Source organism: Fulvivirga sediminis, from assembly GCF_016757215.1.
GTDB lineage: Bacteria > Bacteroidota > Bacteroidia > Cytophagales > Cyclobacteriaceae > Fulvivirga > Fulvivirga sediminis.
Genome location: NZ_JAESIY010000012.1, coordinates 44,862 through 68,480 on the forward strand (window position 1 = coordinate 44,862; position 23,619 = coordinate 68,480).

Annotated in this window: 16 protein-coding genes; 8 read left to right on the forward strand and 8 right to left on the reverse strand. The window is 36.4% G+C overall.

What is annotated here, in order from left to right:
• Nucleotides 1-11 precede the first annotated feature (11 nt).
• The 3 genes from JL102_RS19395 to JL102_RS19405 all read right to left on the reverse strand — a co-directional run bounded on the left by JL102_RS19395 (nucleotide 12) and on the right by JL102_RS19405 (nucleotide 2,619).
• Nucleotides 12-281, reverse strand: a complete 270-nt coding sequence (locus tag JL102_RS19395; RefSeq protein ID WP_202246120.1) for an RDD family protein — start codon at nucleotides 279-281, stop codon at nucleotides 12-14.
• A 309-nt stretch (nucleotides 282-590) separates the two neighbouring features.
• Nucleotides 591-977, reverse strand: a complete 387-nt coding sequence (locus JL102_RS19400; RefSeq protein WP_202246121.1) for a DUF779 domain-containing protein — start codon at nucleotides 975-977, stop codon at nucleotides 591-593.
• 118 nt (nucleotides 978-1,095) lie between these two features.
• Nucleotides 1,096-2,619, reverse strand: coding sequence for an aldehyde dehydrogenase family protein (locus tag JL102_RS19405; RefSeq protein ID WP_202246122.1), 1,524 nt, complete (start codon nucleotides 2,617-2,619; stop codon nucleotides 1,096-1,098).
• Between the two features lie 182 nt (nucleotides 2,620-2,801).
• Between JL102_RS19405 and JL102_RS19410 the strand changes: the two genes are divergently transcribed.
• Nucleotides 2,802-3,734, forward strand: a complete 933-nt coding sequence (locus tag JL102_RS19410) for an AraC family transcriptional regulator (protein WP_202246123.1) — start codon at nucleotides 2,802-2,804, stop codon at nucleotides 3,732-3,734.
• Nucleotides 3,735-3,784: 50 nt separating this feature from the next.
• Here JL102_RS19410 and JL102_RS19415 read toward each other — a convergent pair whose 3' ends face one another.
• From JL102_RS19415 to JL102_RS19430, 4 genes are all read right to left on the reverse strand, one after another.
• Nucleotides 3,785-6,172, reverse strand: coding sequence for an ABC transporter permease (locus tag JL102_RS19415; RefSeq protein WP_202246124.1), 2,388 nt, complete (start codon nucleotides 6,170-6,172; stop codon nucleotides 3,785-3,787).
• Nucleotides 6,173-6,733: 561 nt separating this feature from the next.
• On the reverse strand, nucleotides 6,734-8,227 hold the full coding sequence (locus JL102_RS19420) for a PAS domain-containing sensor histidine kinase (RefSeq protein ID WP_202246125.1): 1,494 nt from the start codon (nucleotides 8,225-8,227) through the stop codon (nucleotides 6,734-6,736).
• Between the two features lie 119 nt (nucleotides 8,228-8,346).
• A complete protein-coding gene (locus JL102_RS19425) occupies nucleotides 8,347-8,994 on the reverse strand; it encodes a response regulator (RefSeq protein ID WP_202246126.1) in 648 nt (215 codons plus the stop codon).
• 6 nt (nucleotides 8,995-9,000) lie between these two features.
• Nucleotides 9,001-10,776 carry a PAS domain-containing sensor histidine kinase gene (locus JL102_RS19430; protein WP_202246127.1) on the reverse strand — a complete coding sequence of 592 codons (1,776 nt, stop codon included), beginning with the start codon at nucleotides 10,774-10,776 and terminating at the stop codon, nucleotides 9,001-9,003.
• Between the two features lie 214 nt (nucleotides 10,777-10,990).
• Here JL102_RS19430 and JL102_RS19435 point away from each other — a divergent pair, with 214 nt between their 5' ends.
• The 5 genes from JL102_RS19435 to JL102_RS19455 all read left to right on the forward strand — a co-directional run bounded on the left by JL102_RS19435 (nucleotide 10,991) and on the right by JL102_RS19455 (nucleotide 18,574).
• A complete protein-coding gene (locus tag JL102_RS19435; protein WP_202246128.1) occupies nucleotides 10,991-13,699 on the forward strand; it encodes a PAS domain-containing sensor histidine kinase in 2,709 nt (902 codons plus the stop codon).
• Complete coding sequence (locus JL102_RS19440; protein ID WP_317191652.1) at nucleotides 13,696-14,133, forward strand: response regulator; 438 nt, start codon at nucleotides 13,696-13,698, stop codon at nucleotides 14,131-14,133. Before JL102_RS19435 ends, JL102_RS19440 begins: the two co-directional genes overlap by 4 nt.
• A gap of 4 nt (nucleotides 14,134-14,137) precedes the next feature.
• On the forward strand, nucleotides 14,138-14,746 hold the full coding sequence (locus JL102_RS19445) for a response regulator (protein ID WP_202246129.1): 609 nt from the start codon (nucleotides 14,138-14,140) through the stop codon (nucleotides 14,744-14,746).
• A gap of 6 nt (nucleotides 14,747-14,752) precedes the next feature.
• Nucleotides 14,753-18,058 carry a CheR family methyltransferase gene (locus tag JL102_RS19450; protein WP_202246130.1) on the forward strand — a complete coding sequence of 1,102 codons (3,306 nt, stop codon included), beginning with the start codon at nucleotides 14,753-14,755 and terminating at the stop codon, nucleotides 18,056-18,058.
• A gap of 123 nt (nucleotides 18,059-18,181) precedes the next feature.
• Nucleotides 18,182-18,574 (forward strand): response regulator, encoded by a 393-nt coding sequence (locus JL102_RS19455; protein WP_202246131.1) that lies wholly within the window; start codon nucleotides 18,182-18,184, stop codon nucleotides 18,572-18,574.
• 724 nt (nucleotides 18,575-19,298) lie between these two features.
• Here JL102_RS19455 and JL102_RS19460 read toward each other — a convergent pair.
• Nucleotides 19,299-21,515, reverse strand: a complete 2,217-nt coding sequence (locus JL102_RS19460) for a tetratricopeptide repeat protein (protein WP_202246132.1) — start codon at nucleotides 21,513-21,515, stop codon at nucleotides 19,299-19,301.
• 430 nt (nucleotides 21,516-21,945) lie between these two features.
• Here JL102_RS19460 and JL102_RS19465 point away from each other — a divergent pair, with 430 nt between their 5' ends.
• Both JL102_RS19465 and JL102_RS19470 read left to right on the forward strand, forming a co-directional pair.
• Nucleotides 21,946-22,500 carry a hypothetical protein gene (locus JL102_RS19465; RefSeq protein WP_202246133.1) on the forward strand — a complete coding sequence of 185 codons (555 nt, stop codon included), beginning with the start codon at nucleotides 21,946-21,948 and terminating at the stop codon, nucleotides 22,498-22,500.
• Nucleotides 22,501-22,743: 243 nt separating this feature from the next.
• The gene (locus JL102_RS19470; RefSeq protein ID WP_202246134.1) at nucleotides 22,744-23,559 is read left to right on the forward strand and encodes a hypothetical protein; all 816 of its coding nucleotides are present in this window, start codon (nucleotides 22,744-22,746) and stop codon (nucleotides 23,557-23,559) included.
• Nucleotides 23,560-23,619 lie beyond the last annotated feature (60 nt).

Here is a 23,619-nt window from a genome sequence, read left to right on the forward strand (position 1 = left end):
AAAAATAATCTCTACTTATCATCTATTACGCGGGTTTTAGGCAAGGAGTCATGCCAACCTATGGCTCCATTTCCTCCAAAAAAAGAGAATGAATCAAAAGGTATGCACCTGGCAAAGGATCTGCCTATAACCTGAAGTAAAGATGGACGGCCTCTCTCTAATGTCACTACCTTGGTCTTAGTCACAAATTTGCCCACTGTTTTGCCAAAGCTGGCTTCCATTATCACGTGATAAAACAAATAAAGCACTGCAGCTATTAAGTTTAGGTTATTCTCACTCATTTCAGGACCTACAGTAAAAAAAACCGAGGATCAGAGTTACTAGAATCATTAAAAAATAATATACTATTGAGTCTATGATAAGATTGGCAAACCTTTTTCCTGCACTGGCTAGATTAATTTTCACATAGTCTGCGCCTTTCGTTTGATCAACAAAATCTAATATTTCTTCCATCTTATTATACATTAATTAAAACCATATTATAATTAAGGATAATAAAATTTAAATTCAAAATATTATATAACTTTATTTATTTTTATTAATATTATTAATTGATTTTATATATTTAATATAATCAATATTTAATTTCTTTATTTTTTATTTGACTCTTGATTCTGTAAAAAAACAACTTCTTCATCGGTAAATAATCTGGATCTAATCATAAACCGTACACCCAATGGAATTTCCAAAGAAAAGCTTGAACCTCTGCCTGGCGTTACATCTAACGTTAGGTGGGTATGCTTCCAATACTCATATTGGTCTCTAGACATGTAAAAAGAACAGCCTTCTACCTCACCCAGCTTCACATCACTTTCGCCTATTTTAAATTCGCCATCTTCAAAACACATAGGAGATGATCCATCGCAGCAGCCTCCGCTCTGATGAAACATCAGATCTCCATACTGACCCTTTAACTCATTAATGACCTGAGCAGCCCCCTCTGTTACATCTACTCTACTTACTTTATTTAAACTCATATGATTAATTATTAAAATACCGGTAAAAAATAATCATCTAAAATATGATCCATTTCTTACCGGTATAGCATTAACAAAAAATTACGGGACTATAAGCATCCCGAAATCGACCTATCTACTAAAAGAAACCTAACTTATTCTTATCATAAGAAATAAGCATGTTCTTGGTATTTCTATAATGATCAAGCATCATTTTATGGTTCTCTCTACCAAAGCCAGACTTCTTATAACCTCCAAAAGGAGCGTGAGCAGGATAAGTATGGTAACAGTTTACCCACACCCTACCTGCCTTAATGGCTCTCGGCATCTGATATATTTCATGAGCATCTCTTGTCCATAGACCCGCACCTAAACCGTATAGCGTATCATTTGCTATGTTTAGGGCATCGTCCACATCTTTGAAAGTGGTTACCGAGGTTACAGGGCCAAATATCTCTTCCTGAAAAACCCTCATTTTATTATGCCCTTTAAAAATGGTTGGTTTTACATAGTATCCATTTTCTAAACCAGAGTTGAGGTTTGCAGCCTCTCCTCCGCATAATACTTCGGCTCCTTCCTTCTTACCTATATCCAGATAAGACAGTATTTTTTCGAACTGATCATTAGAAGCTTGTGCACCCATCATGGTATCTTCAGCCAAAGGATGTCCCATTTTTATGGCCTTAGTTCTCTCTACGACCTTCTCCATGAATCGATCATAGATAGACTCATGTACCAGCACCCTAGAAGGGCAAGTACATACCTCTCCTTGATTAAGCGCAAACATTACTGCTCCTTCCACACATTTATCAAAGAACTCATCATCGGCTTCCGCTATGCTAGGCATAAAAATATTAGGGGACTTACCTCCCAACTCCATAGTTACAGGAATCAGGTTTTCTGAGGCGTATTGCATGATTAGTCTACCTGTAGTAGTTTCACCTGTAAATGCCACCTTAGCGATACGAGGAGATGTAGCCAGGGGCTTACCAGCCTCCGGACCATAGCCAGTTACAATATTCAGCACGCCTGGTGGCACTACCTCTTGTATCAATTCCATGAGCACCATAATACTCGTAGGCGTTTGTTCAGCAGGCTTCACTACAGTACAACATCCTGCAGCCAGGGCTGGTGCTATCTTCCAAGTAGCCATTAGCAATGGAAAATTCCAGGGGATAATCTGCCCTACTACACCAAGAGGCTCTTGTAAGTTAATGCTTACCGTATTAGCATCATGTTCAGAAATGGAGCTTTCATCTGCTCTAATAGCTCCTGCGAAATAACGGAAATGGTCCACACAAAGGGGTAAATCAGCGGCAAGCGTCTCTCTTATAGCCTTACCGTTATCTACCGTTTCTACCCTAGCCAGATAATCTAAATTATCTTCTATGATATCAGCAATCTTGAGTAATACTCTGCTACGCTCAGCGGCGGCCGTGGTAGACCATTTTGGAAAGGCCTTATGTGCTGCGTTGATAGCCTTTTCTATATCTTCTTTATTTCCTCTAGCGGCCCTGGTAAAAGGCTTACCGTCTATAGGGCTAATATTATCAAAATATTCACCACTGCTGGGAGCTTCCCACTTGCCTCCTATAAAATGATCATAGTGAGGCTTAAAATCAGGCCTTTTTACGGCCTTTTCTTCTTTTGTTAATGTTTCCATAGTAGCGTCTTTTAGTTATACCAACTAATGTGCAAAAAACAGCCTCCAAAATCTTTGCAAATGATCTAAATCTATGTGCTTAGCGTATAAAAAACGAAATAACAATCAGAAAACGATTTAAAAATATATTCAGACAATAAATAAGCCTTTATAAATCGTTATCTTTATTTAAAAGAGATTTTATGGAAAAGTACACAATCAGTTCATCGCCCACCAGAAAAAAGAGCTCGCTAACCACTCTGATAGAAAATAAAAGTGCTTATACATTTGATCGTTGTGAACTTAATTTCTTTGAAACACACCAATATGCAGAAAATGTAAGCCTTGCCTTCGACAGTTTTGCACTTACGAGTATGCTCAAAGGCAAAAAAGTGATGACGCTGCCACACCAGCCGTCCTTTGATTACCTACCCGGTGAGTCTGTAATTTTGCCTCCTGGGGAGGTAATGAATATTAATTTCCCGGAAGCCCGCCTAGACAATCCCACTCAGTGCCTTGCGCTCACCATTTCTGATGAGATGATAAAAAAGACGTTAGACAAGCTCTGTGAATATTTTCCTAAAGCTGACACTTGGGGACAATGGCAAATTGATTACTCCTCCTTTCATCTTACTAACACTCAAGAACTGGCTGACACCATTAACAGAATAGTGAGCATTACTAAAAAAGAAAAAGGTAAAATCAAGGAAATGATGATAGAGCTCACACTGCAAGAGATGCTAGTAAGACTCATGCAAACACAGGCTCGAATGCTATTTGAATACTCTTATAAGCAACTATCATCATCTAACTCTCTGGCAGCTGCCATAGAATACATTAAACTGAATCTAAGAGACAAAATAAAATTAGATCAGGTAGCTAAAAAAGCATGTATGAGCAGAGCGAGTTTCTTTAAAAAATTCAAAGAGACCATGGGTGAAACTCCCAATCATTTTATTTTAAAAGAAAGAATAAAGCTTGCTAAAGCTGCTCTAAAAAACTCCAATAAAAACATAACAGAAGTTTGCTACGCTAGTGGCTTTGAAAACTTGTCACACTTCATACGCACATTTAAGCAGGAAGTGGGCAGCTCACCTAAGCATTGGCAAATGTCTACCCTATCTGCGAGCTCGTAAAACACAAAACCGAGCTATGAGACCCGGTATTTGTGTTTAATGCAAATCTTTTAATCATTTCTAATAACATCAGCAGGATTCTTTAATGCAGCATGTATAGTTTGTGTGCTAATAGTTATTAAAGAAACCAGCACTAACACAAAGCCTGAGAAAAAGAATACCTCCCATGGCATATCTATATGATAGGCAAACTCTTTTAGCCACCGATCCATCAGATACCATGACAATGGTATGGCTACAGCATAAGCCACTAGTATTAGTTTCATAAAGTCTGCAGAGAGCAAGCCTGCTATCTGCATTAAAGAGGCTCCTAAAACTTTCCTAATCCCTATCTCCTTCATTCTATGACTAATGGCAAGCGCTGAAAGTCCCAACAAGCCTAAACATCCTAGAAATACTGCTAGGGACGTGAAAAACAAAAACAACTCACCCAGCTTCCTGTCATTAGCGTACAGCGCATTGTATTCATCATCAAGAAAAGTAGGACTGTAAGGAAGGTCTGGCAATATTTCGGACCATTTATTACTTATTAAAGATAAGGCCTGTCCCATATCATCTCCGCTAACCCTCAGCATCATTTCATTATAACTGTCATTTAAAAACAATACTAAAGGACCTACTTTTTCATGCAAAGGAGTGAAATGAAAATCTCCCATAACTCCAATAATTACTGTGTTATCAGATTTAAAATCGATACGCTTGCCTATAGCCTCTTCAGGGCTCCAGCCTAAAGCACTGGCAGCTTCTTTATTAATAATTACTGGCATTTCCAGAGCACTTACAGAATCAGTAGAACTTAGAACCATTCTTTTTTGATCTTGCTCCGTAAAATCACGCCCCGCCAGCAGCTGAATTTTCAAGGTATTCAAATAATTATATTCCACAGGATTAGCAGCTGTCATTACGTCCCTACCATCATTAGTGGTAAAACCATCTCCCCAGTCAATTTTAGTAGGTGTTTCATACGCCATAGTAATGCTCTCTACTGAAGATAGCTGCTCAAAATTAGATTTAATAAGATCATATTTTTTCACCGCATCATTATTTATAGGCAATACAATCACATGCTCTCTGGAATAACCCAGGTCAGTATTTTGAATGAAATGTAACTGCTCATAAATAACCAATGCGCAGATAATCAATCCTGCAGATACGATGAACTGAAAAACCATCAGTCCATTTCTGAGCCTAATTCCTGCTGCAGAGCTCTTCACCGTTCCTTTTAAGGTTTTTGAAGGCACAAGCCGAGTGAGTACCACGGCCGGATACATTCCTGCCATAAGAGATATGATCAGCAAGACAGCTACTATGATGAAAAAAGGTTTTACGCTCAACAAAATTGATATAGAATAATTTCTCTCCAAGATCACATTAAAAAAGGGCTGTAAGGCAGTGGCTATGGCTATGGCGAGTACAGCGGCAATAAAAACGCAAATAATTGCCTCACTGATGTATTGCATTAAAAGTTGACTACGGCTAGCCCCCATCACCTTTCTCACTCCTACTTCTGTGCCTCTCTCTACTGCTCTAGCTGTAGACAAATTGATATAGTTAATACAGGCAATTAAAAGAATAAGTGCAGCTACCACACTAAAAAGATAAACATAGGTGATATTAAAGTTGGGCTCTAAACCGGATAATTTAGAATGCAAATGGACATCAGAAAATTGCTCCAGATTGAAAGTTAGATAGTTACCATCAGAAAAACCCAATGCTGTCCGTTGGCCATCCATATAGCCTGTGATCTTTTGTTGCAGGCCGTCAAAATCACTCTCATTCTTCAGTAATAAGTAGGTAATGTAATTGGCTGATGACCACAATTCATTTTTATAAGCATTTAAGGAAGAAAATGAACCTATAAAATCATACTTAATTTGCGAATTTTCCGGGGCTTCTTCCACTATACCTGTCACTTCATAATCCCTATTATCGACTTTGATAGACTGCCCTATAGGATTTTCATCTCCAAAATACTTCATCACCATGGCTGGGGTAAGCAACACCTTATTGGGAGCATTAAGGGCCTTTGCAGGATTTCCCTTTAGAAGATGAAAAGAAAACATATCAAACAAAGTAGAATCTGCATGTAAAAATGCTTCTTCTTTAAAAAGCTTATGCTGATACTTGACCGTTCTGGGGGAATTATCAAAACGGATGACTGACTCAACTTCAGGAAACTCACGATACAAAGTAGGTGCTACTATAGACCCTGTTACTGCATGGTAGCTGTGCTTTCCTGAATAGACATATTCCATAGTTACACGAGCCAACCTATCCTTTTTCTCATGAAACTGATCATACCCAGATTCTTGCCATACAAACAATATCAATAGTATACTAAAGGCAAAACCAATTGCCAAACCTGTTATATTAAGAAACGTAAAACGCTTATGGCGAAGAAAATAACGAACTGCTGAGATAAAATAATTTCGTATCATAGAGTTTAGTTTGGTTACCTTGTGCCCTTACAAAGCAGATGCCACCTCTCAAAACTGTACATTTAACACATTTTATCAAAGTAAATGAATCAAACGTGCCCTTTCTCGAACACCCAACCCTCCGATATCGGACGCTAACAACAAAAATCCCGCGACCATAATGGCCCGGGATCCTACTCTCCAGCAAAAAATCAGTCATCTAACTTAAACTACTATTCTTCTTCAACCATGGGTATCTTTTAATGTATCTATATACAAGCTCTACTTTTATCAAACTTCTCTTCTAAAATGATCATAAGCAATTATACATGTGGGTGTCATCTTTGCTTTGATCTTAAGTAAAACTAAAAATCAAATTAAATTTTTTCAATGAGAAATTGCACGTATTTTATCACTACGCATATATACTTAGTGATGAGAATAAACTCGTAATGGAATGCTACTGAATAGGAAAATAGTTTATGAAAACCCAAAAATGAGTATCGTCGATTATCGAATAAAGAATTTTGACGAAAATAAATAAAACGGAGTCCCATTTCAGAAAATCCATTTTTTTTTATATTACCGTACTTTATTATTGCTTTTCCGAGATTCTGAAACCAGATATTTGCGCTTTTGATTAGGTATTTCCATGGTAATCCATGACCCTACCTCTACTTGTGAGCCTATATTTAATTTGCCATCAAGGTTATCTAAAGCCTCTTTAACTATAAATAATCCCAAGCCTGAACCAGCAGATAGAGAAGACGCTTTATAAAATAAATTGCATACCTGATTAATGTGTTTATCTTCAATCCCCACACCATTATCAAATACTGTAATTACTACATTATCATTTTGCTCCATCACTGTTACCTCTACCGTAGACTGCGCTTTGGCAGGATCTCTAAATGCAATGGCATTTTTAATGAGCTGATCTAGTATAATTTCTATTTTTTCTTCGTCAGAATAGAAGTAAAAGCTTTCATCCACATCCACTTTCCATTGTATAGATTTGCTTTCAGGATCACGGGTATATTCACTAATTATATTCCATATAAGCCTTTGCATGTCTATCCTTTCGTAGTTAGACTCGTAGTAGTTTATTCTGGTGAGATAAGCAATATTTTTAATAACAGTATCAAGACCAAAGGCAGTTTGTTCTATAAGGTTAACATACTTTTCTACTGTATCATTTTGAACCTCTCCTTTAATTAGGTTAACCAAACCCATAATAGAGGTAAGTGGTGAACGCAAATCATGTGAAGTACTGTATAAAAACTGTTCTAACTGAAAGCTTACCCTCTTCAATTGTGTGTTTGTGGTTTTTAAGTACTTTTCATACTCCGTATATTGTGTAAGGTCTAGCACTACCCAGTTATAAATATATTCAGCATTTCTATTTCTATGCACGCTAATATTGGCCAAACCTCTAATAAGTCCTCCATTGTTTTTCCTAAGCCAGACTTGCTCCGTAATCATATTTGTCTCAGAAGAATTAAGTTCTTCCTTAATACGATGAAAATCTCCACTTAGAATTTCATTAATTCCTTTCTTTCGGGCTGCTAATAGAGATGGATAGTCTAGTGTCTTAGCAAATAGCCTATTAAAATATATGAGCTTTCCATCTTCGGTACACCGAAAGATTAGCTCAAAAGTACTACTAGCTATCAACTTAGAAAATGCTAATGACTCCTTTACCAGGCTAGATATAGGGTGATTTTCCGACACTTGGTCTACTTTTGCAATGAAGTATTTTATCCCTTCATTCCTAAAGCAGCGCAAGCTAAGATTTACATATTCACTTTTAGTAAATATGTTAAAACTATGGGAACGGTTATGCTCACAGGAATTCAGAAAACTGTATACCTCTTCTTCTTGATCGATTTGTCCTGGGTAATTTAGAATTTCATCCAAGCATCCAACCTCTCCAAAAATTTCCTCAAATAAATCATTGCTTTGAACTATTCTCTTTTCGCTATTTATAATAGCTACTCCCTGTTTACCCTTTAACAAATGATCAAACACCCCGCTAAGCGTGCTACTCTTAAAATCACTATTGGGTGAAAGTTCCATATAAGAAGGCTTTATTAATGTCATGTATAAAGGTAATCTCATAGCAAGCCATCTTCAATCGCAAATTAATTGTATATTAGTATACGTAATATAAATCAATAAACACTACGAGTAACTACTTACACAAGATCTAATTCTGCCGCTTTATTAATGAGCTCCACCACATTCTTCACTCCTAACTTTCTCATAATATTAGTTCTATGCGTTTCAACCGTTCTAATGCTGATGAATAGCTTTTCTGCAATAGCATTACTGGTTAATCCCTGAGAAATAAGGGTAAGAATTTGCAGCTCCCTTTTGGTTATATGGGGCTGTTCTATTGGCGTATGTTTATGCGATCGGTATTGCTTTAAACGACTAAGCACAATATCCTGAGCAAAATGACTGAAGTAGCTATTCCCCTGCAATACCAGCTCGATAGTATGCCTAAGTTCCATTCCACTTTCACTTTTTATAACATACCCTTTCACTCCGGCGTCCAAACATCTACCTATATACTCTTCATCATCGTGCATAGACAGGATTATGATCTTTGCTTGAGGATCGATTCTTAAAATTTCCTTTGTAGCTTCAATGCCATTAATATCAGGCATTGAAATATCCATAATCACAGCATCTGGCTTCACCTCTTTATAAAGCTCTACTACGTGCTTACCTCTTTTCACCTCCCCGGCTAGTATCACATTATTCATTTTTTTAAGAAGGGTTTTAATGCCTTCTCTGAACAGGTCATGATCATCTGCTACGAGAACTTTATATTTTTGCATATTAATTTATTTAGGGATTTCTGAGATCACCAAAGTGCCCAATCCCTTGTTAGATTCAATTATTAGAAAACCATTCATTATTTTAGTTCTTTCCTTCATGTTAGCAAGGCCATGATGAAAAGTTTTTGTTTTTAAATCTTCTTCTTCCATATTATTATTCTCAATTCCTCTACCATTGTCTTCTATAGACAACCTTATGATATTGTCATCTTCTATTAGAGAAACCGATATCTGTGTTGCACCCGAGTGCTTGAGCGCATTATTAATAGCCTCCTGAGCTATTCTATAAAGGTTAATTTTTTTGTTAGCTACTATTTCATTACTTACAGAAGAGTAAAAGGAAATTTTAGGATCATAGATAGTATTGAGTTGCTTTATCAAGGCATTAAGCGCCGTGGCAAGGTCAAAATCTCTGAGCTTAGCTGGCACTAAGTTCTCCGACATTCTGGTTGCCTCCTGAATGGTATCATCTATCAAATGAATCAGCTCATCATCAAATTGCTTTGCATTTAAATAAAGCTTCATCTTTATTAAATTAAGCATTTGTCCCAAGCCATCGTGCAGCTCTTTGGCTATACGGCTCCTTTCCCCTTCCTGCCCTTCTATCATGGCGGCCATTCTTCTCACCTCCATATTTTCTTCCAGCCTTGTTCTCGCTACTCTGTCTGATATATCTTTAAAAAAGACCACTATTCCGGCATAATTCTCATTAGAATCCTGCATTTCAGTGAGGCTGCTTTCTACCGGTATCTTCTTGCCGCACTTTGAATGAACAAACATTTCATTTTTCAGCAAATCAGCACCTGAGCCTAAGACGCATTGTAATGGATTTATGATTTCTTCATCTTCTGCTGTAAATGAAAAGTGAAGTACTTTATAAAAAAACGTACCTTTTACCTCCTTGAGCTTATACCCCATCATGCGCTCCGCACTGGGGTTCATGTATGATATTTTAAAATCTTTGTCTATGGTAACTAATCCATCATGAATAGATTTTACAGTTGAGAAATAAAGCTGCTCTTGCTCTCTTAGCGTTTCCTTGGTCTGTTTTAATTCTGTAAAGTCGATAGATACCCTTCCTACCATAGCTACCTGCCCTACAGAATTTTCTACCGGAAACTTTAAGGTAAGAAACGTTCTCACCTCTCCTCTTATAACCAGATTCTGCTCAAGAACTACTTTCTTATTGGTGGTTAAAATTTTATGCTCTATAGGGCTCAACTTTCTTGGCACCAAAGCCTCATTCTCTACATTTCCCTGCATAAAATCATTAAGAAATGCCTGATTATAGAACATAAACCTACCTTGAGCATCTTTTACAGAAACATGAAAAGGAACAGTATCTAGCACCGTTCTTAAAATAGCCTTAGCGTTTAGCATCTCTGCTATAACCATCTTCACGTTAGATACATCACTTTGAATAGACATGTACCCCACAAGGTTATTCTCCTCATCCTTCAAAGGAATAATATCTAACTCTACCCAATACTCCTTACCACTTTTAGTGTAATTAATAACATCTATCTTAAAACGGACTGCATCTTTTATATTTTTACTCATAAAAGATATAGTGTCTACATTGGTAAGTGGCCCTTGCAAAACATCACCAGGCTTGCGTCCCACCACTTCATCCAACGAATATTCAGTAACTTTTTCAAAAGTTTTATTTACCCATGTGATAAGGCCATCAGCATCTGTAAAAACAATAAAATTGGTAGTGTGATCTGCTATCAGCTTTACACGTTCCATTTCATCAGTAATATATAGGGTATCCACTACCATATGCTATTGATTATCAATTTTGTTAACATGGATATATATATAACTACCTAATAATCCCTAAGTAGATCTTATTATAAATTATAAAATAATATTAGCAAAATCCACACTAATCAAATATATATTAAATTATAGCTCTTTTATAAAAGTAATTATCATATTATGTTTATTTTATTTTAATTAACTTGTTAGTAAATCGGTTGATTACCCTAAGCCTATGAAATTTAAAACCGTATCTTTTTCCGGTTGGCTGGTATTAATACTCTGCAGCTTTGTATCACTAGGATGGTGGCTACAAATCACATTTTTTGTAAGCATAAAAGACAACCTTCCAGCCACTACGCTTACTACTACTTGCATGCTTGTGTCATTGGGTATAATACTTATAAGAAAGAATGGCGGTGTGGCTGATAAACTTTCACTTTTTCTAAGCTATACTACTATTATAGTAGCCATATGGATTCTGCTGGAATATAAAATACAGCTACCCAAGATCGAAAACATATTCACTACAAGTCATGATTTTAAAACTGAACTGAGTCAAAGACCTTCGCCGAGAACATTAATAACCGTAATCATAGCAGGGTTAGCCTTATTACTTACTTCTTATAAAAAAAATAAACAGTACTCTTATGCCCATATCCTATGTTTTATAGGAATTAGCATCCCCTGGGCAGCTATTTACGGACACCTATCCTTTTTTAGCCCTTTTTATACCAGCATGCCAAGCTTAGGGGTAGGGATGTCTCCTATTACCTCCATATGCATGATAATAATATTCATAGGTATTTTTAATGCAGACCCCAAAATTGGCCTCCCTGGTTTATTATTAGGCCCTACCCTAGGTGGTAAAATCATGCGCATTGTGCTTCCTGCGGTGTTATTGCTCCCACTCTTATTTAGCTGGTACATTGGTTATAGCTTCCTTCATTATGATAATGTTAATACTGAACTAAGGGTTATACTCAGTTTAGCGCTTCTCAGCTTGATTACCTCACTACTGGTGATATATACTGGTTACATCATTACACAAAAAGATGAAGAGAAAAACCAACTAGTAATTGCTCTTAAAGAATCAGAAGAGCGCTATAAACAGGTAGTAAATGAAATATCAGATTACTCCATCATCAGGTTGGACCTCGCGGGGAAAGTAGACCTATGGAATAAAGGAGCCACGCGCATAACAGGCTACGATGCTAATGACATTTTACAGAAGCCTTTTTCTCTCCTATATCCAAAGCACTATAATGGCAAACCTCGAGAGCTACTAAAATCTGCATTGGCTAATGGAAAAGTAACTGATGTTGGATGGAGAGTAAGAAAAGATGGCTCCAATTATTGGGTTAACACTGTCATATCTCCACTTTACGATACCGAACAAGCACCCATAGGTTTTGTAGAAGTAACTCAAGATCTCACAGAAAGAAAAAAGACCGAAGAAAAATTAATCGCTTCTGAAAAAAAATTTAAGAATCTGCTTCACAGCACTCCTGATGCTATGGTAATAGTAAACCAAAATGGGAAAATCACCTATTGCAATCACCTGGCTTCCAAAATGTTTGGTTATACTCAAGAGCAGTTTATAGGAGAACCAATAGAAATGCTTATCCCTGAAAGGTATCAAAAAATCCATATGCAACACCTCGCTGAATATTTAAAACACCCCAAAGCTCGGATGATGGATAATAACCTTACTTTATTGGGCATCACTAAGGAGCAAAAAGAGTTTCCGGTAGAAGTATCATTATCTCCTATCTATACAGAAGAAAACGAAATTCAAATAGCCGCTTCTATTCGTGATATTACTGAAAGAATTAAAAAAGAAAATGAAAGGCAGGAATATTTCAAAAACATGGAAATATCTCAGAAACTAGGAAAAATGGGATACTATGAAATTGATCTAGACTCTGAAAATGCCACTTTATCTGATAACTACATTAGCCTATTCGGATTGAACAGTAATCAATCATCTATAGCAGGAATGTCTGGGCATGTATATGCTGAAGATTACTTAGCTGTAAATAAAAAATTTCACGATTCCATTCTTCACCATCAATTCTTTCAGGCTGATTATAGAGTTAATAATGCACAATCGGGAGAGGTCCAATACGTTCGAAACAACTGCTATTTCACCTATGACAAGAACAGGCCTCTAAAAGCCATCGGTCTTAAGCAAGACATAACAGAGCAAAAGATAAACGAGCAAAGGATAAACAAACTCAATGCTGAGCTGATAAAAACCAATAAAGAACTAGAGGCTTTCAGCTATTCTGTATCTCATGATTTGCGTGCTCCTCTGAGGGCTATAACTGGTTTTAGCAACAAGCTACTAAAAAAACAAGGACACCAACTCAACACAGAAGGAAAGCGATTGCTCGATATCATTGTTAAAAATACAGTACAAATGGATAGGCTAATAGACGATATATTAGCCTTTTCCAGAATATCCAGAGAAAATTTATCTCTATCCAAAGTCAATTTAACCCAGCTATTTAAAATGGCTTATGACACACATAAGTCTTTAGAACCTGAAAACCGACAAATAAAATTCACTTTAAAACCTCTGCCAGATGATGTAGTTGGGGACTCGGTAATGCTGCAGCAAGCAATAACTAACTTGATGTCCAACGCTATTAAGTATAGTAGACCAAGACAAGAATCTTTGATTGAAGTAGGACATACCAATGTCAATAATGAACGCACATTCTATATAAAGGATAATGGAGTAGGCTTTGACATGAGACACAAAAACAAGCTATTCGGGGTTTTTCAAAGACTCCACAGTGAAAAAGATTTTGAAGGAACAGGCGTAGGCTTGGCAATTTGCCAGCTTATCATCCATAAGCATAGGGGAGAAATCTGGGGTGAAAGTGAACCTGACAAAGGAGCCATATTTTATTTTACCATAAAAACCAATCTAAAGTGATAGCGCAGGAATATATCGAAGTTATTTACATCGAAGATAATATGGCCGACGCTGAGCTGGCTATTGACTCTTTTCAAGAGCACCGGATGGCCAATAGAATCCACCTACTGGAAGATGGACAAGAAGCCCTGGATTTCTTTTTTGGTGAGCGTTTTAAAGAACTAAGCGCATTACCAAAACTTATAATACTAGACCTTAAACTGCCTAAAGTTGATGGATTAGAAGTGCTTACAGAGCTTAAAAAGTCAGTCCTTTTCAAGGATATACCAATAGTTATCCTCACCTCGTCTAACGAAGACTCAGACATACGCAAGGCATACGAACTGGGGGCTAACAGCTATATAGTAAAGCCTGTAAACTTCGCAAAATTCACAGAAACGATTAAGCAACTTGGCCTTTACTGGCTGCTCCTGAATAAACCAAAAAAAAGTTAAATACATGAAACTGAACGCATTTGAAAAATTTAAAAATATGAGGGTGTTGGTATTGGAAGATTCTCCCGAAGATGCTGAACTCATGCTTGATGAACTGGAAAAAACAGGTTTAATTATCGAGGCCATAGTTACTATGACCAGGGCAGACTTTAAACATAACCTAATTAATTTTAGTCCTGATATTATATTGGCCGACTATAGCCTGCCAGAAATAACGGGAATAGAAGCACTCAGTATCTCCTCTGAGGAATATCCTGACATACCATTCATATTTGTAACTGGCACTATTGGTGAAGAAATAGCTGCCGAAACCATCCTCAATGGAGCCTCCGGATTAGTATTAAAATCAAACTTACACAAACTACCTGATGTACTAATGGATGTCTTACATAAGAAAGGCAGGTGGTACAGCAAAAGACTGGAATGGGTAAGCAAGAGAATACATCTACGTATTGAAAAAAACATAGAGGCACTAAACAGAATAGAAGAGTTTATGCAAGCCCAAAATCCGCCTCAAGATATTTCAAATGACCTGAATACCGCACTTTCAGACCTACGTCAATTACGGGAGGATTTCATTAAAGAAGATGATAATTCATTAGGCTTAAATTAAAAAAACATGCCACACACAAGTAACGAAAGTAATCAGACTTCACATAAAACAGAAAATAACCACGGCCAGATAGAAACGAAAAAGAGCACTCTTAAAAAAAACGCCACGTTGAACATAGTATGTATAGGTGCTTCTGCGGGAGGTTTAGAGGCCATCAATGCTTTTTTTGACAAAGTACCTCATAACCCAGGGCTTAGCTTTGTATTGGTACAGCACCTCTCTCCCGATTACAAGTCTATGATGCCCGAATTATTGGCTAAACACACAAAAATAAAAATAGCCAAGGTTACTAATGATATGGCTGTGGAGAAAAACTGCATCTACACCCTACCACCTGATAATAATATCTTTATCAATAACGGCAGGCTTTATCTGGAAGCCCGAGGCAACCCTAAATCACTTAACCTGCCCATCAATAACTTTCTTAAATCTTTGGCAGAAGATCAAAAAGAAAGGGCTATAGGAGTCATTCTATCCGGTACAGGAAGTGATGGCACCCTGGGCATTGAGTCAGTAAAAGAAAATGGTGGTATGGTCATGGTCCAAGACCCCAACACTGCTGCCTTTGATAATATGCCCAAAAGCGCAATAGCTACTGGGTTAGTAGATTTCATCATGGAACCAAGCAGAATGCCAGATGCAATCATTAAATATGTAAAACATCCATATATACAAGAGCTAAAGTACCTAAGTGCTGATCATGAAAGTGAAAAGGGAGATATTCTTAATCAAATTCTCACCTTGCTCCATCAGAAAACCAGACTTGATTTCAGGCTTTATAAAAAAGCTACTGTCATCAGGCGTATTGAGCGCCGGATGAGCATAAGAAATATCCTCAGCAAAGAATTATATCTTAAATACCTAAATGATTATCCCGAAGAAATTGACTTACTGGGAAATGACATCCTGATTGGCGTTACAGGCTTTTTTAGAGACAACAAAGCCTTTGAAGAATTAGATAAAAATGTACTCTATAATTTAGTAAAAGATGTCAACGACAAAGACATAAGAATTTGGGTAGTAGGCTGCTCTACCGGGCAAGAGGTGTATTCTTTAGCCATGCTAATAAAAGAACAGTTTCATAAGCAACTCAAAACGCCCGCCATCAAGATCTTCGCTACTGACATAGACCAGAGAGCCATAGATAAAGCCAGTAAAGGAGTATACCCAGAAACTGTTATTGAAGAAATACCAAAAAACCTTCTTTTAAAATATTTCACCAAGGTAAATGATACCTACCATGTAAAAAAGGAGCTGAGACAAATGGTAATATTTGCACGTCATGATATATCTAAAGACCCTCCTTTTAACAATATTGATCTGGCATGCTGCAGAAATCTGCTCATATACATAGAGCCTCCATTGCAGGAGAAAATCCTCACCTATATTCACTTTTCGCTCAATGCCAATAGTTATCTATTTCTTGGCAGCAGCGAAACCCCCGGCATGTTGTCTAATGCCTTTGAAGAGGTAAGCAAGAAATACAAAATCTACAAAAACTGTATGACCACGCGTATTATTGACGTACATCGGCTTAATCCGTTTGAAAAAAGCAAAAAACCTAACTTAGAGCCTTCGAAAAGCCCTCTACCTCGAACCTTCAATGAAAGCAAGATAGTATCTAACTTTAAGGATGCGCTACTGGAAGATATGGTCCCTCCTACTGTTTTTATCAATGAAAATCTGGATGTAGTGCACGTAGCCGGAGAAATAGACCGCTATATAAAGTTACCTAAAAAGCAGCTTACCCTCAATGTTCTTAAAATGGTAGACGAACAAATTTATGTCAGCACAAGTAACGCCATTTCTAAGGTAAAATCACATAAGAAAAAATTCACCTCTCCTATTATAGAGTTCAATGTAGGTGATGAAAAAAGAGCTATTAAAATAATAGCCAAACCCTATGTTGAACCTAATAGCAAAAACAATTATATTATCATTTGCTTTCAAGAGCTATTAGAAGGAAATACCGCTCCACAGGTTTCCACTGGGAAGCACGCTAAAACAGACCTTTCCAAAGAAAAAGATGCTCATATTCGCCGGTTGGAAGAAGAGCTTAAAGAAACTAAAGAGTATTTACAATCAACCATAGAAGAGCTTGAAACCTCAAATGAAGAACTACAAGCTACCAATGAGGAGCTGATGGCTGCCAATGAGGAGCTGCAGAGTAGTAATGAAGAGTTGCAAAGTGTAAACGAAGAGCTTTATACTGTAAATAATGAGTTTGAAAACAAACTTATTGAAATGACCGAACTCAACGATGACTTGAAAAACTTCTTACAGAGCACACAAATTGCTACTCTGTTTCTAGATAATGACCTAAACATCAAGCGTTTTACTAACGCCATTACTGAGCTCGTGAAACTGAACAACAGTGACATAGGCAGATTTGTAGGAGACTTTAGTAATGATTTTGATGGCTTTAATCTGGTAGAAGCTGCTAATGACATACTCAATAACTTCACCGCCAAAGAGGAGGAAGTGGTAACCAAAAACGGTGAAGTGTACCTTATGCAAGCCATTCCATATGTTACTTCTAAAAAAGAGATCAAGGGAGTGGTATTTACTTTTGTAGATGTAAATGAGCTTAAAAAAATAGAAAATCAACTTACACATAAAGCTCAGGAGCTTGAAAGAAGTAATATAGAACTTGAGCAGTTTGCATACCTGGCATCTCATGACCTTAAGGCTCCTATTACTAACCTGGATTCTCTAATAAACATTTTAGAGGAAGAAGAGTGTGTTACCAAAAACGGCGTTGATGTTTTTATGAAACTAAAAAATGCAGTAGCCAGAATGAAAAAAACCATCTCTACCCTCAATGAAGTAATAGCCGTTAAGAAAAATCTCAACCTACCGAAAGAAGAAATAGTACTGGAAGATATGCTAAAAGAAGTTCTTCAGGATATAGAAGAAGATATTAAAGCCAATCATGCTCAAGTAAAGGTTAACACCAGCGCTTGTACAAAGGTGAATTTCCCTTCCGTCCATTTGCACAATATACTACAGAACCTACTTACAAATGCTATTAAATACAGTAAATCCGGCGTCAATCCAGCGATAGAAGTCAGCAGTAACACGGAAGATGGTTTTTGCTGTATTACGGTAAGTGATAATGGCCGTGGATTAGACCTTAATCACTATGGAAAAAAGCTATTTGGACTTTTTCAGCGCTTCCATTTAGATGTAGAAGGTAAAGGAATAGGACTCCACATTACAAAATCAATCATAGAAAAATATGGCGGTAGAATAGAAGCCACTAGCGAGGAGGGAAAAGGAACAGACTTTAAAATATATTTAAATAAAAAATAAACAAAACACTATTTACAATTATGGATTATAAAAATAAAATTACGTATTTAAAGGTATAGTATCTTTTAAAAAATATTGCTTTATTGTATTCAGATATAAGTATTGGTAAACAAGAGGGAGATTATGATGGACTATAACAATATATTAATTATTGACGACGACGATACCAGTAACTATGTGGCAAGTCAAGCCATTAAGGCGCATCTAAAAGATATAAAAATCACTTCTGTAGCCAATGGCATGGAAGCTATTGATTATCTTAAAAAAAACACCAATAAAATGCCTAAGTATGTATTACTGGACATTAATATGCCTCTCATGAATGGCTTTGAATTTCTTAGCTGGTATGATAGTAGCATATTTAAGGGAACAACCAAAATAATGATGTTCACCACCTCTATCAGAAAAAAGGAAAGAGACAGAGCTGGCAAATTTTCGGACGTAATTGCATATATCGAAAAGCCACTGTCCAGACATATTATTTCTGAGTACATGAATTTTGAAAACTTAGACTAATAACGTCTGGTAGCTACTAAACTAGGCATTATTCTATACGTCTTTAATACTACTACTTATACAAACTACACCATAAGTAGTATTAACCTTGTATTTGTTACAGTTTAAGAATAAGTAGCAATAGCCAAAATAAATGTGGGAGGAGAATGTAAAGATTAGTGATTACCAATGTATATCACCAAACTATTACAAACGATAAGGTATATGTTCCATCTGTACTACAACTAAGAAATACGAGTTGTATTGGGAATAAAGCGTAACAGCTACAACACTGTTATTTTTAAATATGATTAGTTATCATAATCTTATGTGGAGTTTATTCAATTTCTTTAAATGAGTATACTTTTCTCCTGAAGAACAGAAAAGGGAACATCACTCTTGATGATACCATGAAAGAGCAAAGCACTCAGCCACCTTCTTTATTCCTTTTGCGTCACTGATCATTACTTCAAACTAAACATTCCTTCGTTCCTATTTAAAATAAAGAAAGTGAACTGATTTGCTTTGCAATTCAAAACCAATTTAACAACTGTTGCACTCACACAACAAGATCAAACTAAAACATATCTTTACAACTAACGCGCTTTGAGAAGCCTATCCTTCAGCTCCACTAAGCATGGTGTAATGTTAAGGCTTCAGTGAGGGAAGCAAAAATAAGTAGCGTTAAAAAATGTTATTATTCCTAAAGAGATGTAAATAAACCAGTTATCGTAAAAGAATTGACTTAAAAATCGCAGTTTTGATCTAGCAGCTCCTGAGCTTCATCTAAGCCTAAATCAACCGCCTTTTTAAAATCTTTGCACGCGGCAAAACGATCATTTTGAAGCTTATAAAGCTTACCTCGTTCCATATAAACCATCGGGGCTTTGGCATAATATTCCAAACTAGAGGTAAGGCTACCAATAGCCTCTTGGTATTTATACAAGCCCGAGTAAGCAAAGGCCAGGTTAGAATAATAGCTCGGATTCATTTTATTGATTTCAATGGCCCTATTATAACAGTCAATGGCCTGGTTATAATCTTCCGTATAATAATAGCACAACCCCATGTTATTAATCAACTCATCATCCTCATCATTTAGCTTTTTGGCTATCTTAAACTCTTTTAAACTACGGTCATATTCACCTTTATAAAAAAATGAATTCGCAAAGTTTTTATGATATTGAAAATTCTGAGGATCGTCTTCAATGGCCCCTTCAAAATAAAGTGCTGCCGAATCATAATCATCCATTTGAAAATATGCTACGCCTAGCTTATTCTTTAAAGAACCATGATCTTTATACCCCAAGCTCATAGCCGCTTTATAATCTCTAACAGCCTCATAAGTTTCATTTTGCTGTAAGAATAAAACAGCCCTATCATGATAGTAATTAGGGTTATTGGGGTTATACTCAATTGCTTTATTTAAGTTAAACAAAGCGCTATCGCTCTGCCTTAGCGAAAACTGCGTATATGCCCTATTGTAGTAAGCCTGAGCATAGGTACTGTCTATCGCAAGGGCATATTTAAAATCATCATTAGCCTGATTATAATCCCTTAAAGCATATTTACACAGGCCTCGGTAGTTAAAATACTCCGCCTTGTGTGGGTTCAGCTCTATAGCTCGCTCTAAGTCTCCAATAGCTGGATAATACTTACCCAGATTATAGCGAGACACTCCTCGCTGATAGTACAGAAAGTCATCATAAGAATTAAGCGCTATGGCTTTTGTATATAGCTCAATTGCCCTTTCGTAATTACCTGATTGAAACTCCTGATTAGCTAAATTAGTAGGTGTTAACTCCTTCTCTCCATCTACAATCTTACCTTCATAATTCTTGGGAATAAAAAACAACTCATTTTCAATGTCAAGTCCTGTTTCCATGGTTTCTAAAACCAATATTCGGGCATCATCTCCTACCTTATAATCTACACTGTGCGTGCACATTACTACTCCTCCAACTTCTTTATATTCCTTAAAAACAGATAGTCCAAGGCCTATTTCTTCCCTCACAAGATAAAAGGAATCTGTATCAAAATAGAAAACCTGGACATCCTTCCCATCAGGACTAACCAGCTTTACCCTATGAGCATTTCTACCATCCAAATTAGCATATTTCAGTTCAGCTGCTGCATAGCCATTATCAATACTACTCAAAAAGCTATTTTGTGTTAATCCCTGCTGATTACTAGCATCTATCATCACTAACGAATCAATAGGATACTTCTCTATTTCCTTTTTATTGGGGTCAGAAGACCAGGCATATTCAGGGTTCTGAGCCTGTATTAGCTTTAAATTCTGGAAAGATATTTCCATATAAGTATAACCTCCAGGCTTAAAATAAGAGACCATAGGTAGCTCTACTTGCCCATAGCTAATGGTACCTGTATATTTTGTAGAAAGACTTGCGACAGTAGATTTCATAAAACTTCGCTGTTTTTCAACAATTTCATCTAAAAAAATGTGAGATTCTTTTCCTATAGAGGCTATTCCATATTTTTTACTATTCTCATCACACCTATGCTCAAATGAAGACAGCTGACCTGCATTAAGTGTGGTGGATTTCATGATTTTAAAAGAAGCCACTTCCTCATTTTCAAAATATGAAGTACCTACAATAGTGTCACTGGGTTGTATTTTGAACTTATACAAATTAGCAGATACCTTTAGATAACGACCCTGCACTAGCCTATCTTCTCTAATAATCAAATACTCCCCCTCTAATGAGCCCGAGAATTCCGTTTTAGTATTATAATAATCCGACCATAAAAATTCCCCCTTCACTTCACAACCTTTCGTTTCTGTTATACTCATTTTCATAAGTAAAGAAGGCCCTGAGTAATTACTAAACTCACCGTACCATTCACCTTCTAAATACTGTATCTTACACTTCTCCTTACTAGCATAAGCAGATGAAATATGGATGCACAAAACAAAAAAACTCAGGATGCTGATTCGCATTTTGAAAAGAAATTACTCTAACATCTATTATTTAATCTTAAATGAATTTCAAAAAAGAAGCTTTTGTAACCTTAAAGCAAAGCAAATTATCCTATCCCAAGTTTATTATAAAACTCCTCACACAAAAAATGAAAAAAACATCAAATCAATACGACCTCAATACATTCCATTACTAATAAAACATATAATTATTAAAACATACAGACAATACTTTCACAAATTCTGTTTCCTAAAAGTTACCACCCATATCATTTATGGATATATGATCGAAATAATTTTAAGTTAACAGATCTTATTACCAGAAGTCTCTTGCCTCGATATTTTGCAGACTAACTATAAGGTACTGTGTCAGTGTATTGAAAAAAGAGTTTAGAATACAAATAATATTTTTGTAACTTAATTATGTGTTTAACATATGATATCTGTGAATATGAAAGGTGATTTTTTATTTATTCTGTTGTTTGTCTTATTGTCGTCGGTGGCTTTTTCTCAGCAAATTAACACCAACTGGAACACTGATCTTGAAGAGGCTCTTTCCGCCTTTCATGATTGTGAAAATGAAAGCGAGGATTGTTACCAATATATAGGGAAGTCATTAGCTACCGTATATAAGGTGAATGATTTTTACAGCAAAGCGAATAGCACATACATGCCCGTAGCTGAAATTCATGAATATTTAAGTAATAATAATGCATGGAGTGAGCTAGGGCCTGCTTATAGCCAAGACGCTCTTCAGAAAGCGCAGCAAAAAGCTAATGATAAAAAAGCAGTGGTGGCCGTTTACATTAATAACGAAGGCCTTGGTCATGTAGCATTAATTCTTCCTGGAAGCCTTCAGCCTTCGGGCTCTTGGGGGTTACAAGTACCAAACGCTGCATCATTTTTCGCAAAAGATCCTTCGCGTTCTTTTATTAACAAGGGATTATCTTATGCTTTCGGAAAAAGCATTATTAAAGATGTGAAGTTATATACCAGAAACTATTGATGAAACAATAATAACTGAAACAAGCAAACTAGCTCCGTGAAATTTCATTTTACGGAGCTTTTTTCATGCCTTAACTACAAATTGTATTATTAAAATTTTAACTATAAATTCTAATAATAGTTAAAATGTAATTGAAGGCCTCGCTTTTATCTAATAATTGACTTTTTTAATGAAAATTTTAATTAACAATGAATAGTATTGCATTATTAAACATGATATTTTTGCCCTAAAAATTGAATTCGAATGAGATTGATGCAGCTCGCGCGCCAGCTGGGAACATCACAGCAGGAAATTGTAGATTTTCTTATCACACATAACATACAAATTGAACTTCATGGTAATTCTAAAATGCCAGAAGAATACCTGCCACTGATATATGAGCATTGGACTCCTGCTGCGGAAGAGAGTCTAACCCCTGCTGCAGAAAAAGAAGAAGAATTACTTGCGGAAACTGAAGCCAACAGTTATGAAGAAACTTTGCATGAAGCTTCTATTCCGGAAGACAACTCACATGAGACTGAAACTATTCAAGAGCCTGTTGTCACTCAGCACACTACTCCCACCCCACCTATAAACACTGTTGATGATCCTGAAACCGAAGCAGAAAAGCCTGGTGTAACCATAATCAGAGCCAAAAAAGTAAAACTAGAGGGTATTAAAGTTTTAGGAAAAATAGACTTGCCTGAGCCTAAACCAAAAAAAGAAGAAACCCCAAGCGAGAAAAAAGTAAATCAGGAAAGAGAAAGGTCTAACAGAAAACCGTATAAAGACTACAACAGAAAAGGGAAAAGGCGAAAACAACCCGAAAGTTACGAGCAAAAGCAAAAACGCCAGGAACGAGAAGAACTAAAAAAGAAAAGGGTTAAAGAAAAGAAGCTTAAAGAAAAGAAGAAAAAGTATTACGAAGAAAATATCAAAGTCAAACAAGCGCAATCTTCATCTAAAAAGAAAACAACCAAAACTGCAGAGCAGACTCACAAAAAAAAGAAAAGCGTGGAAAGACATCCTAATCCTCTAAAAAGATTTTGGGCTTGGCTGAACGGAAAGTATGATCAATAGTTGATAATATTCCTCATGCCTTGCACAAAACACCACATATGATCAATAAATAGCACTGGT